The sequence below is a fragment of the Lentilactobacillus parakefiri genome, assembly GCF_002157585.1.
GTDB classification, from domain to species: domain Bacteria; phylum Bacillota; class Bacilli; order Lactobacillales; family Lactobacillaceae; genus Lentilactobacillus; species Lentilactobacillus parakefiri.
On sequence record NZ_BDGB01000029.1, the window covers coordinates 64,447 to 89,921 of the forward strand.

Sequence of the window (25,475 nt, forward strand, 5' to 3'; positions counted from 1 at the left end):
TCTATTGTGGCTGCCGGCCACTGTAGATCAAACGGTGCTTATCCACTGTGGTGCCGCCCACAACAGATCCCCTTTGGTGCTGTCTATGTGGTGCCGCCCACATAGACGCAACGTGCATTGGCTGAAACGGTGCCGCCCGCTCCAAGTAACTTCAATCATTCAGCGATTACGATCAATCCCTCGCCGTCATTAGATCAGGCTGCCAAGCCATTCATTACTGAACTGCCACGTCCGGTAATGTCTAATTAGGTGAGCGTCGAACAGCTATTAAGCGTCGAAGATTTATAATCCACGATGCTTTACTAGCTATAATTAGCGTAACACCTGGGTTTTAGCTTTGTAATACACACATTTGATTAAAGTGTGCAAAGTTAAAATACTTATCTCCGACCCGTGTTCGCAAATGACAAAGTAGTTTACACTATAATAGGAAGTTAACTTATTACACGAAAGGAACTCATTATGAAACGCAATGATTTAAAACGCCTAACCGGCACACTGGCAGCGGCGTCTATCCTATTCACACTATCGGCTGCAGCAAGCCCAGCACGGGCAGCCGACACATTTTCTAAAGACGAAATCAGCGGCCCTACCGGCTACTTTAAAAGTGATAAAGCCCAATTTGCTTTTCACTGGAAGTACCTCAAAACCAGCAAGGGCGTTCAAACCGTCCTGGTATTCGGTGACTTTAACAAGCCCCAGCTACAGGTTGGGATGCCGACTCTTAACAACATTAGTAAGGACCGGCGAACCTTCACTTCCCAATACAAATTCGTCAGCACTAAGGGAAAGCTGCTCAAACAAGTCTATTATTTCCCCCTCGTTAAGCTGAGTGACACCACCTATCGCGTTCACCTGGCTTACCACAACGGTGCCCGGGTTCCAAGTGCCAATGGCAAAGCCTATACATTTACTAAGACCAGCAAGTCACCGGCTAAATCCTATGCCAATAAGTACGCTGCTAAAAGCCTGAAAAAACAGTATACGGCTGAGCTCGAAAAGTCCGTTCAAAAGCAGTACCAAAAGGAAAAGGCAGCCGGCAAGAATGTCTCAAATCCAAAAACCAATAAGACGGTTCAAAAACGAATTCGCAACAAGGTTAACAGTGCCGTTAAGAAGAGTGTTAAACAGATTATTAAGGGCTTTAATTACAACGTTAAGTAACTAAAAGTAGTGTGGGCTGCTCGCTTCATAATCAGAATAAGGACCATAAAAAGCTACCAATGGACGATCAATCCACTGGTAGCTTTAATTCACACCGATGTTTCACATGAAACATTCTGTTCCATTAGCTCCCGACATTGTTCTGTTCTATAATGTAATGTCGTCAAGAGGCGATAACTATGAACAAACATTTAACAGTTTTATTGCAACGGGATCACTATTGGCAGCTGGCGCTATTTCAATACCAGTACCGACCACAGCCGATGCCAAAGCTTTAAGCTTGTGAACTAACCAGTTGCACTCAGTTCCAAGTTGCGTTATATTTTTAAACATACTTATAAAAAGTAAGCATTACATTTTAGATTTAGGAGTGATTCATTCATGGCAAAAATGACAGCTGGCCAAGCGTTGGCCAAAGTACTTGTAAGTTGGGATATTGATCATTTATATGGGATCACAGCCGACTCAATCAATAATACGGTTGACGGTCTCTATCAAGAACGCGACAAAATTAAATACATTCAGGTTCGCCATGAGGAAGTCGGCTCCTTGGCCGCAACCGCCGACGCCAAATTAACCGGTAAGGTCGGCATCAGTTTTGGCTCCGCCGGTCCTGGCGCAACCCATCTGTTCAACGGCTTGTACGATGCCAAGATGGATCACGCACCGGTTGTCGCCATTGTCGGTCAGTCGGCAACCCCGATCATGAACACCTATTTCTTCCAAGAAATGGATCAGGATCCGCTGTTCGTTGACCTGACTGATTTCCACAAACAAGTCACCAACCCGGAACAAATTCCCTACGTGATGTATGAAGCGATCCGCTACGCCTACCGGACAAAGGGTCCCGCCGTTGTGATTATTCCGGATAACCTATCAGGCGAAGAGATTGATTTTGAACCTTACAAAACGGCAAAAGTGCTCAAGCCAGCGACAACCATCAGCGTGGACCAAGCCGCTGTCGACCAGATCTATGAGTTGCTTAAACAAGCCAAGCACCCTGTCTTATGGGCAGGACTGGGCTTGAAAGATGCTCGTGATGAAGTCGTCCAATTTTCTGAACGCTTCAGTGTCCCGGTGCTCACCACTGCTCCGGCAACCGGCGTCATGCCAACAGACCATCCAAACTTCATGGGATCTCGGGGGCGCCTGGGAACCAAGCCAGCCTTTGAGGTAACCCAGGCAGCCGACCTAATCATCCTGGCAGGAACCAACTACCCGTTTAGCCGCTTCCTACCAAAAGGCATTAAGTTCGTTCAAATTAACAACAACGTTGAAGATTTGGGGAAGCAACATGACATTGACCTGACTGTCCTCGCCGATGCCAAGCCGTTCCTCGCCAAATTAAATGAAAAAGCACCAATCGCTTCAACCCCATTCCTCAAAGCTGCTCAAAAGGACAAGCAGAACTGGGATGCCTGGTTGAATCAGGTCGCTGATGACGATCAGGATGGCCTCGCACCAGAAGCCGTTATTCGCGCTATTAAGGAAAATAGTTCTGATGACGCGGTGTTCGGCCTCGACGTTGGTAACAACTTAATGTGGGCCATCCGCCAGCTGCCGTTTAACCACGACCAAAAGTTCAGTATGTCCGCTTGGTTCGGGACCATGGGTTATGCCCTACCAGCCAGTATCGCCGGCAAATTAAGTTATCCAAATCGCCAAGTCTTCAGCATCTCCGGTGATGGTGGCTTCTCAATGGTGATGCAGGATCTGCTGACTCAGGTGCAGTACCAGCTGCCAATTATCAACGTCGTTCTGGAAAACGGTGCATTCGGTTACATTCAACATGAAAAGATTACTGCCAACCAAGAGCCGTACGGTATCCACTTCATTGGTGCCAACTGGGCCGGTTTTGCCGACGACATGGGTGCAATTGGCATTCAAGTATCTGATCGGCAATCGCTGAAGGAAGCCTTCGAAAAAATTAAAAAATTACAAGCTAGCGGCAATACCAAACCAATTTTGATTGATGCCAAGGTTAAGAACCAGGATCCGGTTGATACCAGCTTCATGCCAATCGATCCTGACCAGTTTGATCAAGCAACCATCGACACGTATACCAAACAATCGAACCTATTTGATCAGCCAGCCTTTTCAACCCTTCTTAAGGAAGAAAACAACCGTTAAAAACATTTGAATTCAATAAGGACTCATTAACCATAAAAGGCCACCAGTGGACGATAAATCCACTGGTGGCTTTAGTTGATGATTAATCATTTTCAGTAATTAATTAGCCCATGCCCAAGTTGGATCCCAACCGACTTGAGTTAATTGATGATGGAGATCATTAATTTTACCAAGATAATGATTGTTCTTATTAAAGTATTGAATTACGTACTGTTGCTTCTTTTTAGGAACAAAGTAACTGTATGACGCATCCAAAGTATCGCGAAAACTATTCGTTACCACCTTGGTCGTGTGTGCTTTAACCAGCACTGATTTTGCAGGATGAAACACGGGACGATCATACAACCGATACCCCGTCAAATTAGCAAACCAGAGCTTCGAAAAGTAGAATCGGATGTTATGATTACTCTCGTTTTGAATTCTTGTGTCATACACCGCCACACTTGACAGTGTCTTATGCAACTTATCTGAGACATGACTAAGTCGTTTATTGAATCTAAACTGAAAGTTGATATGATCATTCTTGCTTGAGCGAGCAATCGTACCATAATTTACAACAGTTTCAGCATTTGCTACCGCAGGACTAAAGTATAGAAAGCTAAAAATTAGTCCCATGGCTATCATTACCTTACAAACTTTTTTCATCTTTTTTCCTTCCCCTCGTCGTTCACTGGATATACAATAATCGATCATTTATACATCCAATACTCATTGTTGCACTCTTCATTTTTAAATGCAATATTCCCTAAAAAGGGATGTCAAGAGACCGTTATTCCGGTTATATAGATGCAGTCAAGAGTCTTACATTTCAATATAGATACAAATAACCCCCTTCAACTAAGTGGCTGATGAATCAAGCCAATGGATAACCACTTAAATTGAGGGGGGCTTTATTAAATTGATTAATTTGACTCCAGCTAATCTCTGACTAATCAGTGAGCCACAACCGCCTCACCAGCTTCCACGTCATCCTGTCGCAGCAGGTCGCTAACCTCTTGACGGCGGCCATAAACGTAAGTCAGTGAAAAGCTGACGACAAATGCGATTACGCAACTGATCAGAAATGCCGGGATAGCGTTGGTTGCAATACTAATGAATCCCAAAACGCTATTAGAGCCCAGTGAGACTGCTAAAACATGGGTGAGTCCCAAATATACTGAGGCGACAGCCGAACCGATCATTGAGGCGATAAATGGGAACTTTAACTTAAGATTAATCCCAAACATTGCCGGTTCCGTGATTCCCAGTAAAGCGGACATACTAGCCGATGATGCCAGTCCCCGCTGTTTTTTATCCTTAGTTAAAAAGAAAACCGCTAGTGCTGAAGCACCCTGAGCAATATTGGATACTGACGCAATTGGAAAAATGAAACTCCCGCCGGTTTGTTTCACGTTGGCAATTAATTGAGTCTCAATTGCTGGAAAACTCTGATGCAGTCCAGTGATGACCAAAGGTGCATAGAACAAGCCTAAGACGCCAGTTCCAAAGGCCCCCGAAGTCTGGTACAGCCACAACAAGCCGTTGGTTAAGCCATCGCTGACATCCCGCATAACCGGGCCAACAATCACAAAGGTTAAAAGCCCAGTCAATAGAATCGTAATGAGTGGTGCAAATGTATAGTCAAGTGCTTCTGGAAGCCGTTTATGACACTGTTTTTCAATGACCGACAACAACCAGGCCACCGCCAGCATTGGAATCACGGATCCCTGGTAGCCTGCTTGCGCGACCGGCATCCCTAAAATATGCCAGTATTCAAGTGAATGATTGGCCACCGCGGTACTCACATCATAGCCACTCACAAGCGCCGGCGATACCATCATCATCCCCATGGCAGCTCCTAAATACGGATTCCCACCAAAGCGCTTGGTGGCTGAAAAGCCAATTAGGACCGGTAAAAATGCAAAGGGTGCGTTGGCCAAGACATTAATAAACGCCGCAAATCCTTTAAACTGAGGATAAGCTGTAACCAAAGAAGCACTCATGAATAGGTGGGGCGCTACTAAAACGTTGTGCAGTGCCATAAACAGGCCAGCCGCCACGATTGCGGGAATAATTGGAACAAAGATATCAGCCAACAGATTGATAAAGCTGATAAATCCTTTTTGAGTCTTTTTGATCATTCTAATAAACAAATGCATATCCTCCTAAAAATAGTCACTTCGAACCATTCTACGGGTTTTCAACACAGATGCAAGGATATTTCCGGGATTTCTTGCTTAAGCATGTCTCCACAAGTGTTTTCATCACCATTTTCATGGGAAGATAACCATGATCAAAAAATCTGTCTTAACTTAAGATTATGCCCACATCCAAGGGGTTCTTGTGCTATGATTTGAGAGGAAGTTTCACATGAAACAATTTAACTGTTGGAGGGTTTGCAAGTGACTAAGTATCAAGTTCAATCATTAGTATTCATCCTCGTTGCCTTTATGTTGGGGTGCAACGAATTCATTGTCGTCGGGATTCTGCCGGATTTATCGGCCCAATTTCACACGCCCATCTCGACCATGGGCTACTTGGTCACCATTTTTGCGATGGTTTACGCCATCAGTACGCCATTTGTGACCATTCTGACCAGTCGTTACAGTCGCTACAAGACACTGCTGACTTTGATGATTATCTTTCTGATTGGCAACACCCTCAGCGCCCTTTCAATTGGCTACTTGACGATGATGGCCTCCAGAATTATCACCGCAACCACAGCTGGTTCCATTATTTCACTGATCATGACTTTCGCCAGCACGATTGCCCCACGGGATAAGCGAGCATCGTTAGTTTCCTGGATATTTGCCGGCTTTAGCATCGCGTCTGTGTTTGGGGTGCCGATTGGCGTTGCCGTCAGCACGAGCTTTGGCTGGCGTTACACCTTCTGGGGACTTTCGGTCATCAGTATTTTAACCTTCCTATTATTAGCACACATTCTGCCCAAAAAGGTCAAGCAGACTAAGAGTACCATTAAAAACCAGCTGACCATCCTGCTGGATCCCCGAATCTACTACGGTGTTTTCCTGGTCTTGTTCACAGCCGCAACCATGTACGGCTACTACACCTATATTCGTCCGCTGCTCACCACGTCGATGGGCTTCAGTACCCAGAGCTTGAACTGGCTGCTATTCATCATTGGGATTATGAGTATCATCAGTAATCGACTATCTGGCATGCTGGCAGAAAAGCCCAACAGCCTGCAAAAGGTACCGCTCTTTTACGTTGCCGATATCCTCTTGCTGGCAGTCTTCCCATTTGCCCTGCACAGTAAAATTGCCGGTCTAGCAATCATGCTCATCCTGACGTTGATTGTGACAATCATCAATTCACCGGTTCAGATCCATTTCTTGAATCTGGCAGAATCAGAATACCCACAGTCGCTGGTCTTTGCCTCATCCCTGAGTTCGATTTTCTTTAACTTCGGTATTTCACTGGGGTCCGCCACGGCTTCAAGTTTAGTGGGCATCGTTGGCCTTGATAGAATCAGTATTGGATCGGTCGTTTTTGCTGTTCTGTCGCTCGGGTCGCTAATTTTGATTAACCGGGCTATCAGGAAGCATTCGTCGATGAAGGTCTGACACTGGCTTGGTACTGGCTGTTCTTGATCATAATTATGTTTCTGGATTTAACTTATCACATCCTCTAAAACTCATTAAAGCAGTCTCTCGTATCTATCAGATAGATATCAGGGACTGCTTTAATCTAAACTTGAATTATCCATTAACCTAATTTACCACATGGAACTGAAACGTCTGAACCATAATAACCAATAATTTTCAAATTCAGCTCTTAATCAGGTATACTGAGGTAAATGGGAGGAGGATACAGATGAAAAAATGGTCTTTGTTGTTACTTAGTCTAGGATTAGGGATAGTTATGCTGTCTAATCCAACTACTCATGCCAGTTCTGGTTACACGGTTATCAAGAGCTCATTTCCTGCCGGGGTTGGTAAAATGTATCATGCAGCTAATCCAAAACAGAACGCTTACGTTTGGACGACCACTAAGCACACTAAAAAATTAGCAAACATTAAGAACTATCCAAACACTTCTTGGCATTCGACCGGCACGGTTGTGCTTCGTCATAATCATAAGAATGCCGTTTACTACCGAGTTGGTGCCGTTTCCCCAACTAAAACCAAGAAATCAGTTACTGGTTGGATTTGGCGAGGCTACCTCAAACCAGGGTACAACCCTAATTTTACCAAAGTTAGAAGCATTAGCCTCGATAACGCCACTAACGCAGAATACACTCAGTTTATCAAGCAATCCAAATACCAGCAGCTAACCCGTGATATTTTGGCACTATTTCCCAATAGTACCGTTTCCAAGCCATTGAGTCGGTATGCGTTATTTCGTGAACCCAAGGATAAGGTTGTTAACAATGTAGCCACTTTCAAAGCAATGGATGACTTTTTGAATGTCAAAAACCGTTTAACCAACCAGCAGCGGTTAGCAAAAATTAAGGCAATTCTAGCGGCCAACGGCTATACTGCTGCTAATCGACAAAGGGAATACATCATTGGCATCTATCTCACTAACTTCCAGTGGTCCGATCAATATGATACCGGCGATATGCATCAAGGATTTGTGATTGGAACCAAATAAAATTAACGATTGTCCCACCCACTTAGGTTCTTCGGAAGGGGAAGCGGAAATCGTACGCCTCATTGAAACATTTTACTTCTGCCTTTATAATTGTGTGGAAAGTAATCACTAAGTTTCTATGCTTTCAAAGTCCACAATCAATTACTTTCAGCTAATCTTGGAACAATTTGAGGTTTTGGGCACTACCTATAAAGAGAGGGGGATTATCGTGTACAAATCACTAACGTTCGCCATCACGCTCGCATCCTTGTTGACGGCGTCAATTTTCTGTAGCCAAACCGCACCATCGGCAGCCGCCAAAGTTACCATTACTACCAATAAGACATTCAAAAAAACGTCATTTTTACCGAACACCAATAAAAATGTTTACGTGTGGAATGCAAAATATAACAGGAAGTTACATAATTTGAAGAACTATCCGCGGACAAATCTGTATGCCACCAAGCGGGTCACCATCAAGACCCGTAACTACTTTGGCAGTTATTACGACGTCCAAAGTGCCAACAAAAAGATTAAGGGTTACGTCTGGCATGGCCAGCTAATCCAAGGAAAATACTATAAGGGCGGCTTCTACCGCTACCCAACCCTGAACGTCCTGTTGGCCAACCGGCGTTACGTTAAGGGGAACAAGCCCGGTTACTGGGACGCTTCTGGGATTTATTCTTATGCTAACCGGATTAATGGCACCATCAACAAGGAACACTTGCAAGCATTTACCAAGACACCATCGTTCAGTGACCAAAAGAAGGTTCTAACCTACCTCGAAAAGGACCGGCCATATCTGCCGAAAATGTTGAACTATGGCAACCATAACGGGGCACGGATTGTGATGCGCCGAACCAAAACCAAGGCCGGTCAGTCGGTTCGCGTTCCAATGATCGATATTTTAAACGACCGCGCAACCGGCAATAATTGGGAAGAGATCAATTCATTTGCCTCAGTCCTAGATCTGGCCAAACTCCCTAACGGTGGCAAGCCGATTGCCACATACGATGTCAACAAAACCTCGGTCATCCCATTTGGCGGCCGCCAGTTTGACTTTCCAGATCCAAACGCCGAGTTCTCAGCCGCTGCAAACGGGCCCATTACCCACATCTATGGCAACGACTTCGGCCCTGACCATAACCTATCATTAGTCGATCAGGATCGCTGGTTACGTTATGTCCCGACCAGTAACATACTCAAGCTATCGAATACCCAACCGACGTTTAAGGACGGCATCTGGTATTACCCGGCAACTTTTCAAAATAATGTCAGTTACGGTAAATACGATCAAAAGATGTTGGGCCAAATGAACCCATCCAAATCCCAATATTACCGCTACGTCACCACCCTAGGCTTTTACCAGTACCACTACGAAAATGGGAAGTGGCATGGTCAATACCAAGCAATGTTCTTTTCAAACCAACCCACGCCAAATGGCCAAGTGATCTTGACCTTCGCTAAGCTGGTCACCAAATCAGATGCCTATGACACTTGGGTAGCACCTGAAAATCCACATGATATCCACACCTTCTCTGGCAATGATGCAACGGTTCTACCCTATCTTTATAAGCCAGTTAGTTATTATGATGCATTTACTAAATAGCATTTTCGGATTGAAACACCTTCGTTCAACGCCAGGCTGAACTGAAGGTGTTATTTTTACTATGTTGTTCCGATTTTTGGGTGAAAACACCCAAGGTTCCCAATATACTATCACACACAATTAACCATTTGATTGTTGGGGAACATATCGTGAATAAATTTAACAGCCAAACCAGACAACCCACATTCAAATTAATTGCTTTCACATGCATATGAATTACACTAAGTTTGTATAAATACAAACAAAGGAGCGATTTTGATGAAAGCATTCGGTTACGAAAAAAATGGCGGTCCTGAGGTATTTCAGGAGTATGAAGTGCCAACCCCCGAAATTAAACCCAATCAGATCTTAATCAAAACAGAAGCCTTCAACTTAAATAACTTTGAGGCATTACAGCGGGCCGGTCAATTCAAGCCAGTCGACCATCGAATCATCCCCGGAAGAGACGTTGCCGGCTTTGTCGAAAAAGTTGGCGAGGACGTCACTGGCTTTGATATTGGCGATCGGGTAGTGGCTCACGGTCACCATTCTTACGCTGAATATTCCATTGGCGAGGATTCCAACACCGTCTTAATTCCTAGTGGCGTGCCTTATATGGCTGCGGCTGGGATTGTGACCCCTGGTCTGGCTGCCTATAAAGGTGTTCACTTATTTGGCAAAGTACAGCCTGGCCAAACCGTCGTCGTGAAAGGCGCTTCCGGTGGTGTTGGTTCACTTACCGCCCAAATTGCCATGGACGCGGGTGCCAAGGTAATCGGCATTGGTTCCAGCGCGAATGAAGCCTATGTCAAATCGTTGGGAATTGATGAATACGTTGCTTATGATCACGACGATCCAGCAGAAGTCTTGGCAAATACCGCTGACGTTGTCATTGATGCCGCATTAAACGGCAATGGTGCCGAAAGTGACGTCAAGATCGTCAAGGATGGCGGCATCGTGGCTAGCGTTGCTGATAACGATGCCCCAACCGATAAGACGATCCACTTCAATCACATTCATCCCACCCAGGAAATTTCGGATGACGATGCTTTGAATGCCATGTTGAAACTGATGGCAGCAGGCAAGCTCGAGATTCGCATTGGTTACAAATTCCCATTTACTCTGGACGGCGTCATTAAGGGCCATCAATTGCTGGATTCTAAGCATGCTGGGCGGATTATTATTGCCAAGTAGATTGTAATAGTTACACAAAACCAGCCCCTCACAGCTGCACGACACAGTTATGAAGGGCTGGTTCTCTTATCAAGGTTATTTACTATTTTTATCTCTATCTTTATCCTTCACAATCGCTTCAGAATAAAGCTTATCAACCAACTCCGGATTTGATTTCCCGGGGTTGAGTTCGACAATCTGGCCGGCAGCCGAATAGACAATCCACTCTGCCAAGTTAACGATATGGTCACCAATCCGTTCAAGCAGCTTAATCACCATGAAGTAACTGGAACTGGCAGTGACTGTAGCGGTATCCGACTGGACTGCCTCAGTGATTTCATCCCTAATCAGCAAATACTGCTCATCGACTTTGACGTCGTTATCCGATAACTTCTTTGCAGCATCGGCATCACTCTTCACGTAGGCATCCAATGCGCTCTCCAGCATGCTCCGGACCTCTTCGGTCATCTTGGCAATCGCTTTTTCCACCTTGGGGATCCGTGAATTGCCCTTCACTCGAATTGTTTCCCGCGCCATACTAACCGCGTGGTCACCGATTCGTTCCAAATCAGAACTGGCTTTTAAAATACTGATAATAACTCGAAAATCGGTCGCAACCGGCTGTTGCAGGGCAATCAAACTCAAGGCCTGTTTTTCCAATTTCATTTCATCTGAATTGGTCTCCTCATCAGCATCAATAACCTCTTGAGCGGCTTTCTTATCGTGCTCAATAAATGCGGTGGTGGACTTATAAATTTGTTCACTAATGGTCAGGCCCATTTCCACGAACCGGCCGTGAAGCTTCTTTAACTCGTCGTCAAATAATTCTCTCATCGTCTCTATTCCTCCTAGCCAAACTTTCCGTTCAGATAATCACTGGTCTTTTCACTATCGGGATGAATAAACATCTTCTCGGTCTTGCTGAATTCAACCAGATCACCGTTCAAGAGAAAGGCGGTCTTATCTGAAATTCGCGAGGCCTGCTGCATATTATGGGTCACGATAATAATCGTGTATTGGTTGCGGATATTTAACAACGTATCCTCAATTTTGGCACTTGAAATTGGATCCAGCGCACTGGTTGGTTCATCTAACAGCACCACTTCCGGCTGGACGGCCAGCACTCTGGCAACGCAGATTCGCTGCTGCTGACCACCTGAGAAGGACAGGGCATTTTCATATAGATGGTCCTTAACCTCATCCCAGATTGCCGCTTGCTTCAAGCTGGTTTCAACCCGCTCATCCAAGACGTGCTTATCCTTTTCCCCAGCTAATCGTAGTCCGTAAGCAACATTTTCATAAACGCTGAATGGAAACGGATTAGGTTGCTGGAACACCATGCCAACCCGTTTTCGCAGGTCAACAATGTCGGTTCCCGGCGCATAAATATCCTCATCGCCAAGTTTCATTGAGCCGGTAATCTTAACTCCTTTAATCAAATCGTTCATCCGATTAAGGCAGCGCAGATAGGTGGATTTCCCGCAGCCGGATGGGCCGATTAAAGCCGTGATATTGTGTTCCTCAAAGTCCAAACTGATGCCATGAAGCGCTTCTTTGGGTCCATAACTTAAATGGACATCCTTACTTGTAATGATCTTTGGCATTGTCCAGCCCCCTAACCGAAGTTCCCGGAGATATAATCTTCGGTAGCTTTTATTTGTGGTGTTGTGAATATTTTTTCAGTCACGTCGTATTCCAAGACATGCCCCATATGGAAAAATGCGGTGTAGTCCGCGATCCGCGAAGCCTGTTGCATATTATGGGTCACGATGATAATCGAATAATTCTTTCGGAGTTCCATGAGGGTGTCTTCAATTTTAGCGGTTGAAATTGGGTCAAGCGCACTGGCCGGCTCATCCAATAAGAGGATATCAGGCTTCATCGCTACACATCTGGCAATGCAAAGCCGCTGCGCCTGTCCGCCTGACAAAGCCAAGGCACTTTTATCGAGATCGTCTTTAACCTCATCCCAAAGTGCCGCGGCCTTTAGGCTTTCTTCAACCCGTTTGTTTAGTTCCTGCTTATCCTTAATACCGTTGCGTTTAAGGGCAAAGGTGATATTTTCACGAATTGATTTGGCAAACGGATTCGGGCGCTGAAATACCATACTGATATGCTTGCGAACTTCGTAGACGTTAATTTTTTTTGAGTTAATATCTATGCCCCGATACATAATTTTTCCCTGAACGTTAGCAATCCGGTCGTTCATTCGGTTCAAGCAGCGTAAATACGTTGATTTGCCGGAGCCGGAAGCCCCAATCAAAGCGGTAATGCGATGTCTGGGAAATTGTAGGCTGGCGTCATGCATGGCGTGGTTATCACCATAAAACACCTGCAGATTTTCCGTCGTCATCGCCTTTTCTAACGGAATATCGATAATGTGCGTTTGATTATAATCATATTCTTGCATAATAATCTCCTACTTCGTTGCTGTCATGCGCTTGTACAACCAACGTCCCAGCATTCGGGCCAATAAGTTGAATAGTAAGATCACAACAATCAATACGGCCGATGTGCCGCTTGAAATCACCGCTGCATCAGGGGTAACCCCTTCAGTGTTAACCTTCCAAATATGCACTGCGAGTGTTTCAGCAGGTCGCATAAAGTTCAGGAAACTGGCACTGTCCATCGGATTCCAATCGCCGTAATTGACCGTCGGTGCACTTTGTCCAGCGGTATAAATCAAGGCAGCGGCTTCACCGAATACTCGGCCGGCACTCAAGATAATCCGTGTTAAAATCCCAGGAAGCGCAGCTGGCAGGACAATCCCAGTGATGGTTTTCCAACGTGATAAACCAAGTGATAAACCGGCCTCACGTTGTAATTCAGATACATCCTGCAGCGATTCTTCAATACTTCTAGTCAACAGCGGCAAGTTGAAGAATGTCAGAGCAATCGCACCAGCTAAAATTGAGAAACCCATGTGGAAATTAACCACAAATAATAGGAAGCCAAACAATCCGACAACAACCGATGGCAACGAACTCAAGACTTCAACCGCAGTTCGAATAACGCCGGTTACCCAGTTATCAGGGGCGTATTCCGACAGATAAATCCCAGAGCCCAGCGCAATTGGAAACGAAATGATTAATGTAAGGACTAATAGGTACAGCGAATTAAACAACTGATCGCGAATCCCCCCGCCGGCTGCGAATGATTGTGCAGCCGAGGTTAGAAAATGCCAAGATACATGTGGAATTCCCGTAATCAAAATATAGCCGAGTAGAAAGACCAGAATCGCCAAGACACCGGCAACCAGAAAATAGATCACGCCGGTTGCAATGTTATTACTCGTTTTAGAATTCATTTTTTCAGGCTCCCTCGCTTTCCAATCACTCTGACCAAGATGTTAAAGACTAATGACATCAGCAGCAGAATCAAGGCTAACGACCACAAAGCGTTATTTGGCAGGGTCCCCATCGTAGTATTCCCAATTCCAGTCGTTAATTGACTGGTCAAAGTCGATGATGGCGTCAATAACCCATGGGGCATCAAAACAGCGTTACCAATGACCATTTGAACGGCAAGGGCTTCACCAAAGGCGCGTGACATCCCGAAGATCACAGCCGTCAAAATTCCCGGGGTGGCCGATCGCAGCACCACTTTATAAATGGTTTACCACCTGGTGGCGCCTAATGCCAATGAGGCAGAACGGTAAAACATCGGTACAGCTTTAATACTATCAACTGACAGTGAGGTAATGGTCGGCAGAACCATCACGAACAATACCAAGGTTCCGGCGAGAATTCCGAAGCCTGTGCCGCCAAACGAATGACGAATTAATGGCACGATAACCGAGAGCCCGATGAAGCCATAAACAACGGAAGGAATTCCAACCAGCAGTTCAATGACCGGTTGGAGAATTTTGGTCCCTCTCTCTGGGGCAATCTCGGTCATGAATAGGGCCACGCCCAGTGCAAACGGGGTTGCAACCACTGCCGCCAGCACTGTGACACTAAAGGAAGTAACAATCATTGGCAGCGCACCGATTTGTGGATTGCCGTGTTTGTCGAGCATAGCAGGATTCCAGTTGGTGCCCGACAAAAACTTCCATAAACTGACATGGTTGGTGGTGAAGGTTGCTAACCCACGAGTGGTAATAAAGTACAGAATTGAGATAACCAGCAAGCTGACAAAGCCGATACAGAAATACGTAATCCCCCGACCGAATAGGTCTTCATGCGTTGCTTTTGATGGGTTTTGAAGATCATGTTTGATTTCATCCATGATTAACCTCCTATAATTTAGTCAAATGAATTTTAAATGAGTACTTTAACTTGAGGAAGGCTGAAGGCATTTGATTTGCCTTCAGCCTTCGTTGGTTTTCTGTTTAGTTTGTAGAGTTGATGGTGCTGTGCGGAAGATTACCTAGTGAATTTCTCTCCGACGGCTGGGGAAGCCTTGCCTATCCTACTTCGCGATGGGCCAGAAGCACGATTGTTATATTCTTATGTGCTCCCTTCTGCCTTTGAAATACGCTCCGACGGGCCAGACCCTAACTTCCAAGGGGACTTTGCTTAAAGTTCCAAAACCAGGAACTTCAATCAAAGTCCCCTTGGAAACCGGGTCTCCCGGCCCTCGTCGCGCTCTTACTTTTCACTCACCGCGTTACTTGCATTCTTAGTCACTTTCATATCGTGAATACTAATGTAACCAAGTTTTTGAACTAAGCTGTCTTGAACTTTGCTTGAGTCCATGTAATTCAGAAACTTCTTCGTTGCCTTGTTAGGTTGGCCCTTAGTGTACATATGTTCATATGACCAGATCTTCCATTTGTTCGTGGTAACGTTGGCATCAGTTGGCTTTACGTTGTTAACTGACAATGCCTTGAGCTTGCTGTTAACGTATGAGAAGGCCAAATAACTGATGGTTCCTGGTGTGCTTGAGACAATTTTTTGAACCGTTCCGTTTGAATCTTGTTCTTGCGCCTTAACTGTTTTAGCACCCTCAAGGACAGCCGATTCAAATGTGGCCCGGGTACCTGAACCTTGAGCACGGTTGACAACGGTGATCTTTTCATTCTTACCGCCAACCTGCTTCCAGTTGGTATACTTACCAGTGAAGATGCCCTTTAATTGGGCCATGGTCAAATTGCTGACATTGACATCTTTATTAACAACGGGTGTCATGCCGACAACAGCAACCTGGTGATCAACCAATTCCTTGGCTTTAATACCGTCTTGCTGTTCAGCGAAGATATCTGAATTCCCAATTTGGACCGCGCCGGTTTGAACTTGACTTAATCCAGTTCCAGAACCGCCACCTTGAACAGAAATGTTAACGCTCTTATTTGCTTTTTGATAATTGCTTGCCGCTTGTTCAACTAATGGTTGTAAAGCCGTTGACCCAACAGCCGTGATCTTGACATTCGAATCAGCTGAGGTCTTTTTTGACTTTGAGCTGCTTGATGAACCACACCCCGCAAGTAAAACCCCGACAGCTGCTACTGCTACAATAGTTGAAAAAAAGGATCTTTTTTTCATAATTCGATTTCCTCCTAATGAAAACCCAAGTTTTTTTCGTACTCATTTAAGTACATTGTTAATATAACAACGGCATGTAAATATCGAGTTTCGTTTATGTAAAAGTAACGTAAAACTAACCATTTTTATCCAAAAGTATGGCATAACTTAAGATGTAAACAATTTAGCTAATAATGGAGGAAAACCAGATGCCATTGGAAATCTTATTGATCAGCCAAAACTTAAAACTGGCAGATAAGCTTGAGAAGCAACTTGCCGCCTTCCAAATTAATACCCGAATTTCATTTGAACCACTTGACCACCTGCTTCAACAAGTTTCCGGTATCGTCTGGGACCTAACAACCACTAAACTGCCGGTAAACTATTCTGAACTTGCAATTCTCCGAAGCCAAATTGCCGGCCCAATTCTGTTATTGGATAAACGGCCACGGTCGGTTGAAACGGTTCGTTCCTATTTTCTGGATTATCACCTAGACGATTACATTTGCGGTGAACCAACCAGTGAAATTGTTGCCAGAATTGTCCAAAAGATCTGGGTGTATCAAAACAAAGATAATCTCCAATTAACTCAGCAGAGTCAGGAATCGGAAAGTCTGGTCGTTGGCCACTTGAAGATTGATCTAAGCAAATTTGAGGTCAATAATGGTCACAAGAAACTCAATTTAAGTCCAATCGAATATAAATTGCTTCTATTCTTTGTCAGCAATTCCAACACTGTTCTCAGCCGGACCCAGATTGCTTCGGCCGTGTGGGGCAACACAACCGGTGCCACCTTGCGGATTATCGACACCCATATCAGTAATCTGCGAAAAAAGATCGAAATTGAGCCAAAAAATCCCCAGATGTTAACAACCATCCGGGGATTTGGGTACTTATTTAAGAATAAGGGAACACAGAAATCACAGGTCCATTAATCTGATATCAAAAACCACTTAGCCAGTCAGAGGCTAAGTGGTTTTCTTATACACCTTTGCTTGGTGCTTCAACTCACGCTTGCACTGTTCCACAAAATCTTGGCCATAGGCATTTTGGATTTCATCTGCCCATTGCCCATCATTTCCTTGTTCATCAAGCATCGGTTGAATCCATTGGTTGGTGGGTAGTAGTTTGAGCAGGGAGTGTTTGGTAAATTGTGAGAAAAGAAGATTTTCGCCAAAAAATGTAGCTAACTGATGCTGAAATGCAGGAACCTCAATTGGCAGCAGCAGGTTGTTCGCGTTGTTTCGATCACCAAGCAGCAGCTGACAATCAAGGAAATCGCTCTTTAAATCAAATAGCTTATCTTTATGTGCCTTGGCGATGTCTGGAACCATTTTGATAAACCAGATTAGTTTATGGTGTTCAAGGGCAATCAGTAGATTTAACACAGCGATGTCTTTGGAACTCAGCGTAAACTTTGCGTTTTGGACGGCCACTGGGTGAAGACTAGCTGATACCGCATTGAACAAATCACCAAAGGTTCCTGGCTCTTCCCACAATACCTCGATCTGGTGGGCATTCTGCAGCCAAAGTCGATGAGTGGCAATCCGAAGTGTCAACCAAAAGACTTGATCATGATCGTCATAACCTTTAATCAGCCAGTATGAACTGGCCGTGGAGCGGGCATAGTTGCTGGCAGCCAGTTCCAGGCCATCGGGCAGCGCCGCCCGAACAGTCTCAATCAGCCATTCACGGTAGGAGGGTTTGTCCGTAAATTCATATGTTTGTTCGCGTGGACGCGGTTTAGCCATTGTGATCACTCCTCCTATATTTAGAAATCATCTTAGTACTAGTTTACGCTTTTTTGAAAAAGGGCACAAAAAGAACACCAGCGCCTGAGTAGCACTGATGCTCAGTTATGGATTAATCTAAATTTCAATTGTTTCACATGAAACATTATACCTTAACAGTTTTAATTGCCAAGAAGTCTTTGACCTGATCACTCGGGATTGACTTGATGACCGGTCCACCAATGGTATGAATGTAAATCAAACTCAAATGGCCGTCGCGATTCTTCTTATCATTTTTGATTTTTTCAAAAACCTGGTCAGAATCCAATAAATCGGAGGTAGTCGGCAGTCCAACCGCCTCTAGTCGTTCACGTAATTCCTGGGTAATCCCCGTCACGGCAAGACCCTTATCTTCAAAAATCTGCTGCATGGCAATCATGCCAATGCTGACAGCTTCCCCGTGACGTAAGCCACCGTCTGAAAGTGCTTCAACCGCATGGCCAATGGTATGGCCGTAGTTAAGCAGCTGGCGAAGGCCGCCTTCTTTTTCATCACCCATGACAATATCTGTTTTGTATTGAATCGAATGAATACTCAATTCTTCGGCGTTGGTTAAAATATCGTCAGGTGAGTCGATTGATTTCACTAAGTTCCACAGGTCACCATCCGACAGCGCAGCTACCTTAACGATTTCACCGTATCCCTCTACTAGGTCGCGGGTCTTCAAGGTTTTCAGAGTATTCGGGTCAATAATTACCAAGTCTGGTTGGTAGAATGAACCGATGATATTTTTGGTGGTGTCCAAGTCCACAGCCGTTTTACCGCCGACTGAACTATCAACTTGGGCCAATAATGATGTTGGCATCTGGATCAGACTGATGCCACGCATGTAGGTGGCTGCCAGAAAGCCGGCTAAGTCACCGGTGACACCACCGCCCAAGGCAATCACGCCGTCATCCCGATTAAAACGATCAGTGGCCATTTGCCGGGCAAGGTCAGCCAAAACGGCCAGGGATTTTGATTCTTCACCGGCTGGAAATTGGTACTCGTGGACAGTGAAGCCAACTGCCTCAAGTGCTTCAGCAACTTGGGCCTGGTAGAGCGGCGCAACGTTACTATCACTGACTAGGGCAATTTTGCGTTTGCTCCAAACACTGGAAACCAGTTGGCCGGTGCAGCCAAGGATCCCGCGGGCAATTTCGACATTGTATGAATGATCCGGTAACGCAACTTTGATTATTTTCATAATTTAACCTCACTTTTTTCTTGGGTAGGGGTTGTGATCACTTTTCGAATCGCAAATGCCTGCTGAGCCATCGCAAGGTATTCATCCGGCTTGAGTGCTTGAGCGCCATCTGAGAAAGCGTGGGCAGGATCATCATGAATTTCAACTACCAAACCACTAGCACCAACGGCAACTCCGGCTAATGCTTCAGGGGTCACAAACTCTGTGTGGCCGGCGGCATGGCTTGGGTCCAAAATGACTGGGTAGTGAGTCAGCTTTTGAAGCACTGGAACTGCACCAACGTCTAAGGTATTGCGGGTGTATTTGTTATCAAATGTCCGAATCCCCCGTTCAGTAATGATGATATTGTGGTTGCCACCGGCGGCGATGTACTCAGCTGCATTTAAGATATCATCAATCGTAGCAGACATTCCCCGTTTTAGCATTACTGGAGTCTGGGTTTTGCCGACCGCCTTCAAGAGTGAGAAGTTCTGCATGTTTCTGGCACCAATTTGGAAAATATCGGTGTATTGTTCAACCATTGCCACATGGTCTTGATCCATGACCTCGGTTAATACATCCATGTCGTAAGCGTCAGCGGCAGCTCTGAGGAATTTCAAGCCATCTTCGCCAAGACCTTGGAATGAGTATGGTGAAGTTCGCGGTTTGAAAGCGCCGCCCCGAAGGATTGTTGCACCGCCGCTTTTAGCAACCTTGGCCATCTTCATGACGTGTTCTGCAGACTCAACTGAGCACGGGCCGGCCATCATGGTAAAGTGATCCCCGCCAATCTGGCTATGCGGTGTGGTTACAATGGTATCTTCCGGGTGAAATAGTCGGCTGCCTTGAACCGCAGCAGGAACGTTGTCAATAATCAGATCAATCGCATTTTTTTCTTCTGCGTTCAACTCATCTTCACTAATTCCTTGAATTGCGACGCGGTTGTTGTGGACAAATACCTCATTGGTTTCAGTGAAGCGACTCTTGATCTCGTCAATAATGTTTTCGTGTCCGTTCTTCAGTACAATAATCATAATAAGATCTCCATTTCTGTGTTTGACGTGTTTTTGAATAAAATAAAACTCCCACAGTGTGTACAACACTGCGGGAGTCAGAATTTTGGGTAAAAAAATTGGTCCCGCAGTATATTTGGTAAATAACTGTGTGACCGAAGTAAGTAATCATGATGAAATACTATTGGCCGCACAAGATGTGAGTGAGTGCCCACATCCTGTCCGGTGTGAACACTAAACGAACCAATAGTAATAAAATCGATTAATTTTTGAATTAATTGTTATCATGATTAGAATCTCCTAAGAAAGTTAAATTTTAATTGCATAGAGCATATAATGAATTCCAAGAAGTGTCAACCCCAAAGTTTAAATTATTAAATTTCTTGACATCTTCTCATAATGAGTGTAATTTTAATGGCAATAAAATACCGTCCCAAATAAACCATTGAGGTGGAGATCAAGATTGTTGTGCACGAAAAGAGAGTCGCTGTTGCTGAGAGCGCGGCCGAACGCAGGCAGTTAAATGGACCACCGAGGGTTCTTCCGAAAGTTTATGAGTACGAAGAAACGTGTTGGCATACGTCAGTTGTCGGAGGGATGTTAGTCCCTTGCTAAGCGTAATTGACGGAAAAGACTTGATTTACCAGGGGTAGACTATCTTTTCGATCAATTGAACTAAGGTGGCACCGCGGAAAAATCCGTCCTTAATGTGAAAGCATTTGGGGCGGATTTTTTGTCTACAGCGCGACGAGTGCTAGGAGATGCGGTTTCTAAGGGGACTTTAATTAAAGTCCCTGGGCTTGGGGCTTTAATCAAAGTCCCCTTAGAAGTTAGCATCTGGCCCGTCGAAGCGTATTTTCAAGGCCGAAGGAAGCACACAAGAACCTAACAAACGTGCCTTCTCCGGTCCAATGGCTGCATCAGAACACACTTCAGCTAACCAGTCACGCAATCCAGCCAAAAAATAGAGGTATCTTTCATGAAAACAACAAGAAAACGATGGCAATTCCAACTTTAGTATTTAGCAAAACACACTAAAGCAATGGAGGAAGCCATCATGAATTTAGAACAACTTGAACAATATACAAATGATTTTTCAGCTATACCAATTTCAATTAATTTTACAATGCCGGACTTTGACCCTATCGCCGTGACGCAACGATTCGATCAGCCAGGCGCGCCGTGCTTCTTACTGACTGGAAAACCCAAGCAACAAGAAGATGGGTATTCATTTATCGGATTGAATCCAAGGATGACCATTACTTATCGAAATGGCGTCTTAACGCGCTCGGATGAAAAAGGCAATGTTTCACATGAAACAACGGATTTAAAACCTATCCTGGAACGGATTCTGGCAGACAACTATATACCAAAATTGACACATATGCCGCCGTTTTCAGGTGGGCTTGTCGGTTATTTCAGTTATGATTATGCTCGTTATGCGACGAGTGCAGACTTACCAGTCGTTAGCGATCCGATGAAACTCAATGATGTTGACCTGCTGCTCATTAATCGAGTCATTGCATATAATCACACGACCCAAACTGTCACATTAATTCAAGTGATCCCTGCCGATCAGCTTACGGCGCAATATGAATCGGTGATAAGTGACTTAACCGTTCTGAAGGACAAAATTCTGCAGATCCACGATCAACAGCCGCTCCCACCATTTACAATGACGCCGTTCAAATTGCAATTCTCTTTGAGCGAATTCGAGGAAAAGGTCGCAGAAGCAAAACATCATATTGTTGACGGTGACATCTTCCAAGTCCAGCTTTCCAATCCGCAGCATTCCAAAATGACCGGTTCGTTATTTGCTGCCACGCCAACATTGTTTAAAGAAAGCCCATCACCGTATCAATTCTATTTTCGCCATAACGATTTTGAAACGATCGGTGCTTCCCCCGAAACTATGATTACCAAACGTGACCGTACACTATTCACATATCCGTTGGCCGGCACTAGAAGGAGAGGGAAAAATCAGGTTGAGGATGACGCTTTTGCCGACGAACTACAGCACAATCCAAAAGAATTATCTGAGCATAATATGCTGATTGATTTAGGAAGAAATGACCTGGGAAGTATCAGTCAATTCGGGTCGGTCAAGGTCACAGCTTATCGGAACCTGCTGAAATTCTCGAACGTGATGCATATGGGGTCCGTGGTTGAAAGTAAAATCGATCCAGACGTTTCGTCAATTGATATCATTCATTCATTATTACCTGCTGGAACCCTCTCAGGCGCACCCAAAATATCGGCGATGCAGATTATCGGTGAATTAGAAAATAATAAACATGGGCTTTATGGCGGCTGTTTAGGGTACCTTGGTTTTGATGGTGACCTCGATATGTGTATTGGAATCCGGCTGGCGTATCGAAAAGGTGACGATTTAGTGGTCCGCAGTGCAGCAGGGATTGTCGCAGATAGCATTCCAAAACATGAATACCAAGAGTTTAACAACAAGGCTAGAGCAATTGTAACAGCCCTGCAGGAAACGGCAGCTAAGGGAGGTGTTTATCATGCATTATCTCATTGATAACTATGACAGTTTCACATATAACCTATACCAATTGATTGGATCCCAGACCGCCGAAGAAATTAAGGTGGTGAAAAACGATGCCATCACTGTTGAAAATTTAATGAAAGCAAACCCTGAAAGCATCATTCTATCTCCTGGTCCCGGCCGCCCAAAAGATGCTGGCAATATGCCGGCAATCTTAGCCGCATTTCTTGGCCGCGTCCCAATTTTTGGCGTTTGTCTTTGGCACCAGGCCATCGCCGAAGCCTTTGGTGCCAAAGTGGTGCATGCGCCCCATTTGATGCATGGGAAACCCTCAACTATTCAACTTTTGGGAAATGATCCACTATTTGCAAATTGCCCACATCATTTTCAAGCCGCCAGGTACCATTCGCTAATCGTTGATCCAACAACGGTCCCTGATAACTTGGACGTCACCGCGGTCACCGACGGCGGTGAGATCATGGCTATCAGTAATCCAACCAAGATGGTCTACGGCGTTCAATTTCATCCCGAATCAATCATGACTGATCCAGAAGTAGGGAAACAGATTATCAAGAATTTTCTAAAGATTGCAAGGATTGCTAAAGTGTCTACCGCAGCTTATTGAACAGAAAAAGGGATTGCGTAAATGATTAGTTTAGCGCAATCCCTTTAATTTTTAGATGCCCTCTCTTATTGAACTTGTCTGAGCACCTGTGATCGGCTGATCATCTTGAAAATTGCCCGAACACAAACGGCGCCGAAGAAGAAGACCGAGATTAAACGAACCGAGAACAATGCCAAAATCATTGGCAGGTGATAGTGAACATAACCCAGACGGAAGAGTTCATATCCAAATGAAACAACGGTGGTTGTGATGGCTGAGGTTGTTAAAACCGGCCAACCCCAATTTTTGTATCCCCACACGGTGAACCCAAGCTCGCTTCCGATTCCTTGAACAATTCCTGAAATGAGGGCACTGGCGCCAAAGGTTCCGCCAAAAATGACCTCGGCAGCGGCACCTAAGACTTCGCCGATAATCGCAGCGCCGGGAACTCTTACCAAGTAGATTGAAAGCGGTCCAGCCATAATCCAAAGGCCAAACAGCGCCTCATTTGAGAATGGTCCAATGGCAACTGCCAGGAAATTATAAAGATAGTCCGTGCCGACAAAGATGGCACCAAAAACAATTGCAACAATGGCTAACAGAATCACATCCTGTAAGCGAAATTTCTTTTTCATGATTTTTCTCCTTTTGAATGACACCAGTCATAAATGAAAGCGGCCATTATTTTGGTATACGTTAATAATTGCTGAAAACTAAGACTTTCGTTGTCACTATGAGCTTGTTCCATGGTCCCTGGCCCAAAATCAACTGCTGGAATGTGGTAATAGCCAAACCAGCCACTGTCCGAAACAGACGGTGACATCCCCACCGTCGGCTGTTTGCCAGACACTTCCCTAAAGCTGTTCTCAAGTGCCTGCATCCCCGGATGATCCGGATGAAGTGCCAGTGATGGGAACACCTCGCCTTTATCGACTAACAGTGAATCGCCGCCCCAAGTGAAGGTTGGCAGATTATCCCGCAGCCAAGGATCAGCTTTTGCTGCTGCAATGACTTGATCCTCAATTTCTTGAGTAATATCATCGACATTTTCATTCGGGTAAAAATGGACGGTTATCCATAACTTCGCCTCGCTCGGGATATAAGCGGGGTGCAAGCCGCCTTGAATGTACGCTGGATTAATCGTATCAATTCCCGGCGCAAATCCAGGGTAGCTTTTCGTGATCCCCCAATACTGCTCTAATTTTTCCAATGCTTGAATCACAACCACCATTTTTTCAATCATGTTGGCTGCTTTCAGGCCGCCGCCAGTGGTAATCATTGCGGCTCGGTTGCCATCATGATAAATATGGGGACTATTGAGGGTAATCCAGCCGGTCACAACGCCGCCCTGACCTTGAAAATTCATATTGCTGGTATCGCCAACGACGGCAAAATCAGCGGTTTCGCCATTTTTCAATAACGTTTTCGTTCCCGCTTCGCCAGCCTCCTCACCAACAACGGATTGGAACCGTAAATCACCCGGTAGGTCAATGCCAAGCTGATTAAGCAGCGAGAAGATATAAATAAAGCTTGAAATACCACCCTTCATATCGCTGACACCACGCCCATACAGCAGATCACCGTTTTGAACTAATTTAAATGGATCTGAGTTCCAGCTTGGGCGATCCACGGTAGCCACGTCAACATGGCCGTTCAGCAGCAGGCTGTGATAGTTCGCCGCATCCGTCCCCGCTTTCTGAGCGGAAAGCAGTTCATCGCCCTCATAAAAGGCGACTCGCTTGGTTCTAAATCCAATCTCGGTTAACTCATCGTCAAGAAAGTGTTGAATTGCCACCGTGTTGCGGGCAGGTGGTGACATTGTTTCAAATGAAATTAACCGTTCCAACAACGCCAACAGCTGATCTTTTCTCGCATCAACTGCTTGAAGTAGTGTTTCCTTATCTGTCAACTTCGACTCCCTCCACTCAATTAGTCATGTACTGTATCAAAACAAAAAAATCCCCCTTTCTTCAAAGCCTCGAAGAAAGAGGGAACAGATTAAAGTTGAATCGACTTTATCTCTATTAGCTCACACAAAAAAGTTTCGTTCTTCCTTCGACAGTCCTAACTGCATCAGGTTCAATGGGTATTTATCTCAGCCGTTTAGGGCACCCCAGACTACTTTATTCAATTAGCCACAATTTACATAGCTGGTTTTATCATATAACGAATCGATGAAATGTCAAAGTTAATTTTTGACAAATGTGAAGTCAACGATCGTTATCGTCTAAAAACATTTTTTAACACAAAACGTGGGATTTGAAACGGCACTTTGACCATCTCTTATCCCACGCTTTTTTCATTTGACCTA

At 44.9% G+C, this 25,475-nt stretch carries 21 protein-coding genes, 1 pseudogene and 1 riboswitch; of the genes and pseudogenes, 9 read left to right on the plus strand and 13 right to left on the minus strand.

Annotated features, from left to right (window positions below; all coding sequences use genetic code 11):
- The first annotated feature begins 462 nt into the window (after window positions 1–462).
- Together LPKJCM_RS02155 and LPKJCM_RS02160 are read left to right on the plus strand one after the other, a co-directional pair.
- Window positions 463–1,164: a hypothetical protein gene (locus tag LPKJCM_RS02155; RefSeq protein WP_057961616.1), complete on the plus strand. Its 702-nt coding sequence runs from the start codon at window positions 463–465 to the stop codon at window positions 1,162–1,164.
- 381 nt (window positions 1,165–1,545) lie between these two features.
- Window positions 1,546–3,294: a thiamine pyrophosphate-dependent enzyme gene (locus tag LPKJCM_RS02160; protein WP_057961615.1), complete on the plus strand. Its 1,749-nt coding sequence runs from the start codon at window positions 1,546–1,548 to the stop codon at window positions 3,292–3,294.
- 99 nt (window positions 3,295–3,393) lie between these two features.
- Here the strand turns inward: LPKJCM_RS02160 and LPKJCM_RS13015 are convergent, their stop codons facing one another.
- Together LPKJCM_RS13015 and LPKJCM_RS02170 are read right to left on the minus strand one after the other, a co-directional pair.
- Window positions 3,394–3,639 carry a hypothetical protein gene (locus tag LPKJCM_RS13015; RefSeq protein ID WP_165758558.1) on the minus strand — a complete coding sequence of 82 codons (246 nt, stop codon included), beginning with the start codon at window positions 3,637–3,639 and terminating at the stop codon, window positions 3,394–3,396.
- Between the two features lie 587 nt (window positions 3,640–4,226).
- Window positions 4,227–5,432, minus strand: a complete 1,206-nt coding sequence (locus LPKJCM_RS02170; RefSeq protein WP_057961613.1) for a PTS transporter subunit EIIC — start codon at window positions 5,430–5,432, stop codon at window positions 4,227–4,229.
- 243 nt (window positions 5,433–5,675) lie between these two features.
- On the opposite strand from LPKJCM_RS02170, the gene LPKJCM_RS02175 reads away from it, so the two are divergent.
- The 4 genes from LPKJCM_RS02175 (at window position 5,676) to LPKJCM_RS02190 (ending at window position 10,648) form a co-directional block, all read left to right on the plus strand.
- Window positions 5,676–6,857: an MFS transporter gene (locus tag LPKJCM_RS02175; protein WP_057961612.1), complete on the plus strand. Its 1,182-nt coding sequence runs from the start codon at window positions 5,676–5,678 to the stop codon at window positions 6,855–6,857.
- Window positions 6,858–7,107: 250 nt separating this feature from the next.
- Window positions 7,108–7,887 carry a hypothetical protein gene (locus LPKJCM_RS02180; protein WP_057961611.1) on the plus strand — a complete coding sequence of 260 codons (780 nt, stop codon included), beginning with the start codon at window positions 7,108–7,110 and terminating at the stop codon, window positions 7,885–7,887.
- A gap of 208 nt (window positions 7,888–8,095) precedes the next feature.
- Window positions 8,096–9,475 carry a hypothetical protein gene (locus tag LPKJCM_RS02185; RefSeq protein WP_057961610.1) on the plus strand — a complete coding sequence of 460 codons (1,380 nt, stop codon included), beginning with the start codon at window positions 8,096–8,098 and terminating at the stop codon, window positions 9,473–9,475.
- Window positions 9,476–9,733: 258 nt separating this feature from the next.
- Entirely contained in the window at window positions 9,734–10,648 is a 915-nt protein-coding gene (locus LPKJCM_RS02190; protein WP_057961609.1) for an NADP-dependent oxidoreductase, read from the plus strand.
- A 75-nt stretch (window positions 10,649–10,723) separates the two neighbouring features.
- On the opposite strand, the gene phoU is transcribed toward LPKJCM_RS02190, so the two are convergent.
- From phoU to LPKJCM_RS02220, 6 genes and pseudogenes are all read right to left on the minus strand, one after another.
- Entirely contained in the window at window positions 10,724–11,461 is a 738-nt protein-coding gene (phoU, locus tag LPKJCM_RS02195; RefSeq protein WP_057961608.1) for a phosphate signaling complex protein PhoU, read from the minus strand.
- Window positions 11,462–11,475: 14 nt separating this feature from the next.
- Window positions 11,476–12,231, minus strand: coding sequence for a phosphate ABC transporter ATP-binding protein PstB (gene pstB / locus LPKJCM_RS02200; RefSeq protein WP_057961607.1), 756 nt, complete (start codon window positions 12,229–12,231; stop codon window positions 11,476–11,478).
- 11 nt (window positions 12,232–12,242) lie between these two features.
- Window positions 12,243–13,037, minus strand: coding sequence for a phosphate ABC transporter ATP-binding protein PstB (gene pstB, locus LPKJCM_RS02205; RefSeq protein ID WP_057961606.1), 795 nt, complete (start codon window positions 13,035–13,037; stop codon window positions 12,243–12,245).
- A 9-nt stretch (window positions 13,038–13,046) separates the two neighbouring features.
- Window positions 13,047–13,934 carry a phosphate ABC transporter permease PstA gene (pstA, locus tag LPKJCM_RS02210; protein ID WP_057961605.1) on the minus strand — a complete coding sequence of 296 codons (888 nt, stop codon included), beginning with the start codon at window positions 13,932–13,934 and terminating at the stop codon, window positions 13,047–13,049.
- Window positions 13,931–14,854: pseudogene (pstC, locus tag LPKJCM_RS02215) on the minus strand (phosphate ABC transporter permease subunit PstC). The gene pstA and the pseudogene pstC overlap by 4 nt, the downstream one beginning before the upstream one ends.
- A 362-nt stretch (window positions 14,855–15,216) precedes the next feature.
- Complete coding sequence (locus tag LPKJCM_RS02220; protein WP_057961604.1) at window positions 15,217–16,110, minus strand: phosphate ABC transporter substrate-binding protein PstS family protein; 894 nt, start codon at window positions 16,108–16,110, stop codon at window positions 15,217–15,219.
- A gap of 188 nt (window positions 16,111–16,298) precedes the next feature.
- Between LPKJCM_RS02220 and LPKJCM_RS02225 the strand changes: the two genes are divergently transcribed.
- Entirely contained in the window at window positions 16,299–17,024 is a 726-nt protein-coding gene (locus tag LPKJCM_RS02225; protein ID WP_225364088.1) for a winged helix-turn-helix transcriptional regulator, read from the plus strand.
- Between the two features lie 33 nt (window positions 17,025–17,057).
- On the opposite strand, the gene LPKJCM_RS02230 is transcribed toward LPKJCM_RS02225, so the two are convergent.
- From LPKJCM_RS02230 to aroF, 3 genes are all read right to left on the minus strand, one after another.
- Window positions 17,058–17,840, minus strand: a complete 783-nt coding sequence (locus LPKJCM_RS02230; protein ID WP_057961602.1) for a hypothetical protein — start codon at window positions 17,838–17,840, stop codon at window positions 17,058–17,060.
- A 145-nt stretch (window positions 17,841–17,985) separates the two neighbouring features.
- Entirely contained in the window at window positions 17,986–19,065 is a 1,080-nt protein-coding gene (aroB, locus tag LPKJCM_RS02235) for a 3-dehydroquinate synthase (RefSeq protein ID WP_057961601.1), read from the minus strand.
- Window positions 19,062–20,078, minus strand: coding sequence for a 3-deoxy-7-phosphoheptulonate synthase (gene aroF / locus LPKJCM_RS02240; RefSeq protein WP_057961600.1), 1,017 nt, complete (start codon window positions 20,076–20,078; stop codon window positions 19,062–19,064). The genes aroB and aroF overlap by 4 nt, the downstream gene beginning before the upstream one ends.
- 1,036 nt (window positions 20,079–21,114) lie before the next feature.
- Here aroF and LPKJCM_RS02245 point away from each other — a divergent pair.
- Window positions 21,115–22,593 carry an anthranilate synthase component I family protein gene (locus tag LPKJCM_RS02245; RefSeq protein ID WP_057961599.1) on the plus strand — a complete coding sequence of 493 codons (1,479 nt, stop codon included), beginning with the start codon at window positions 21,115–21,117 and terminating at the stop codon, window positions 22,591–22,593.
- Window positions 22,577–23,185 carry an anthranilate synthase component II gene (locus tag LPKJCM_RS02250; RefSeq protein WP_057961598.1) on the plus strand — a complete coding sequence of 203 codons (609 nt, stop codon included), beginning with the start codon at window positions 22,577–22,579 and terminating at the stop codon, window positions 23,183–23,185. The genes LPKJCM_RS02245 and LPKJCM_RS02250 overlap by 17 nt, the downstream gene beginning before the upstream one ends.
- A gap of 65 nt (window positions 23,186–23,250) precedes the next feature.
- On the opposite strand, the gene LPKJCM_RS02255 is transcribed toward LPKJCM_RS02250, so the two are convergent.
- Entirely contained in the window at window positions 23,251–23,799 is a 549-nt protein-coding gene (locus tag LPKJCM_RS02255) for an ECF transporter S component (RefSeq protein ID WP_057961597.1), read from the minus strand.
- Window positions 23,796–25,073: an acetylornithine deacetylase gene (locus LPKJCM_RS02260; protein ID WP_057961596.1), complete on the minus strand. Its 1,278-nt coding sequence runs from the start codon at window positions 25,071–25,073 to the stop codon at window positions 23,796–23,798. The genes LPKJCM_RS02255 and LPKJCM_RS02260 overlap by 4 nt, the downstream gene beginning before the upstream one ends.
- A 124-nt stretch (window positions 25,074–25,197) precedes the next feature.
- A riboswitch (TPP riboswitch) is annotated at window positions 25,198–25,290 on the minus strand.
- Window positions 25,291–25,475 lie beyond the last annotated feature (185 nt).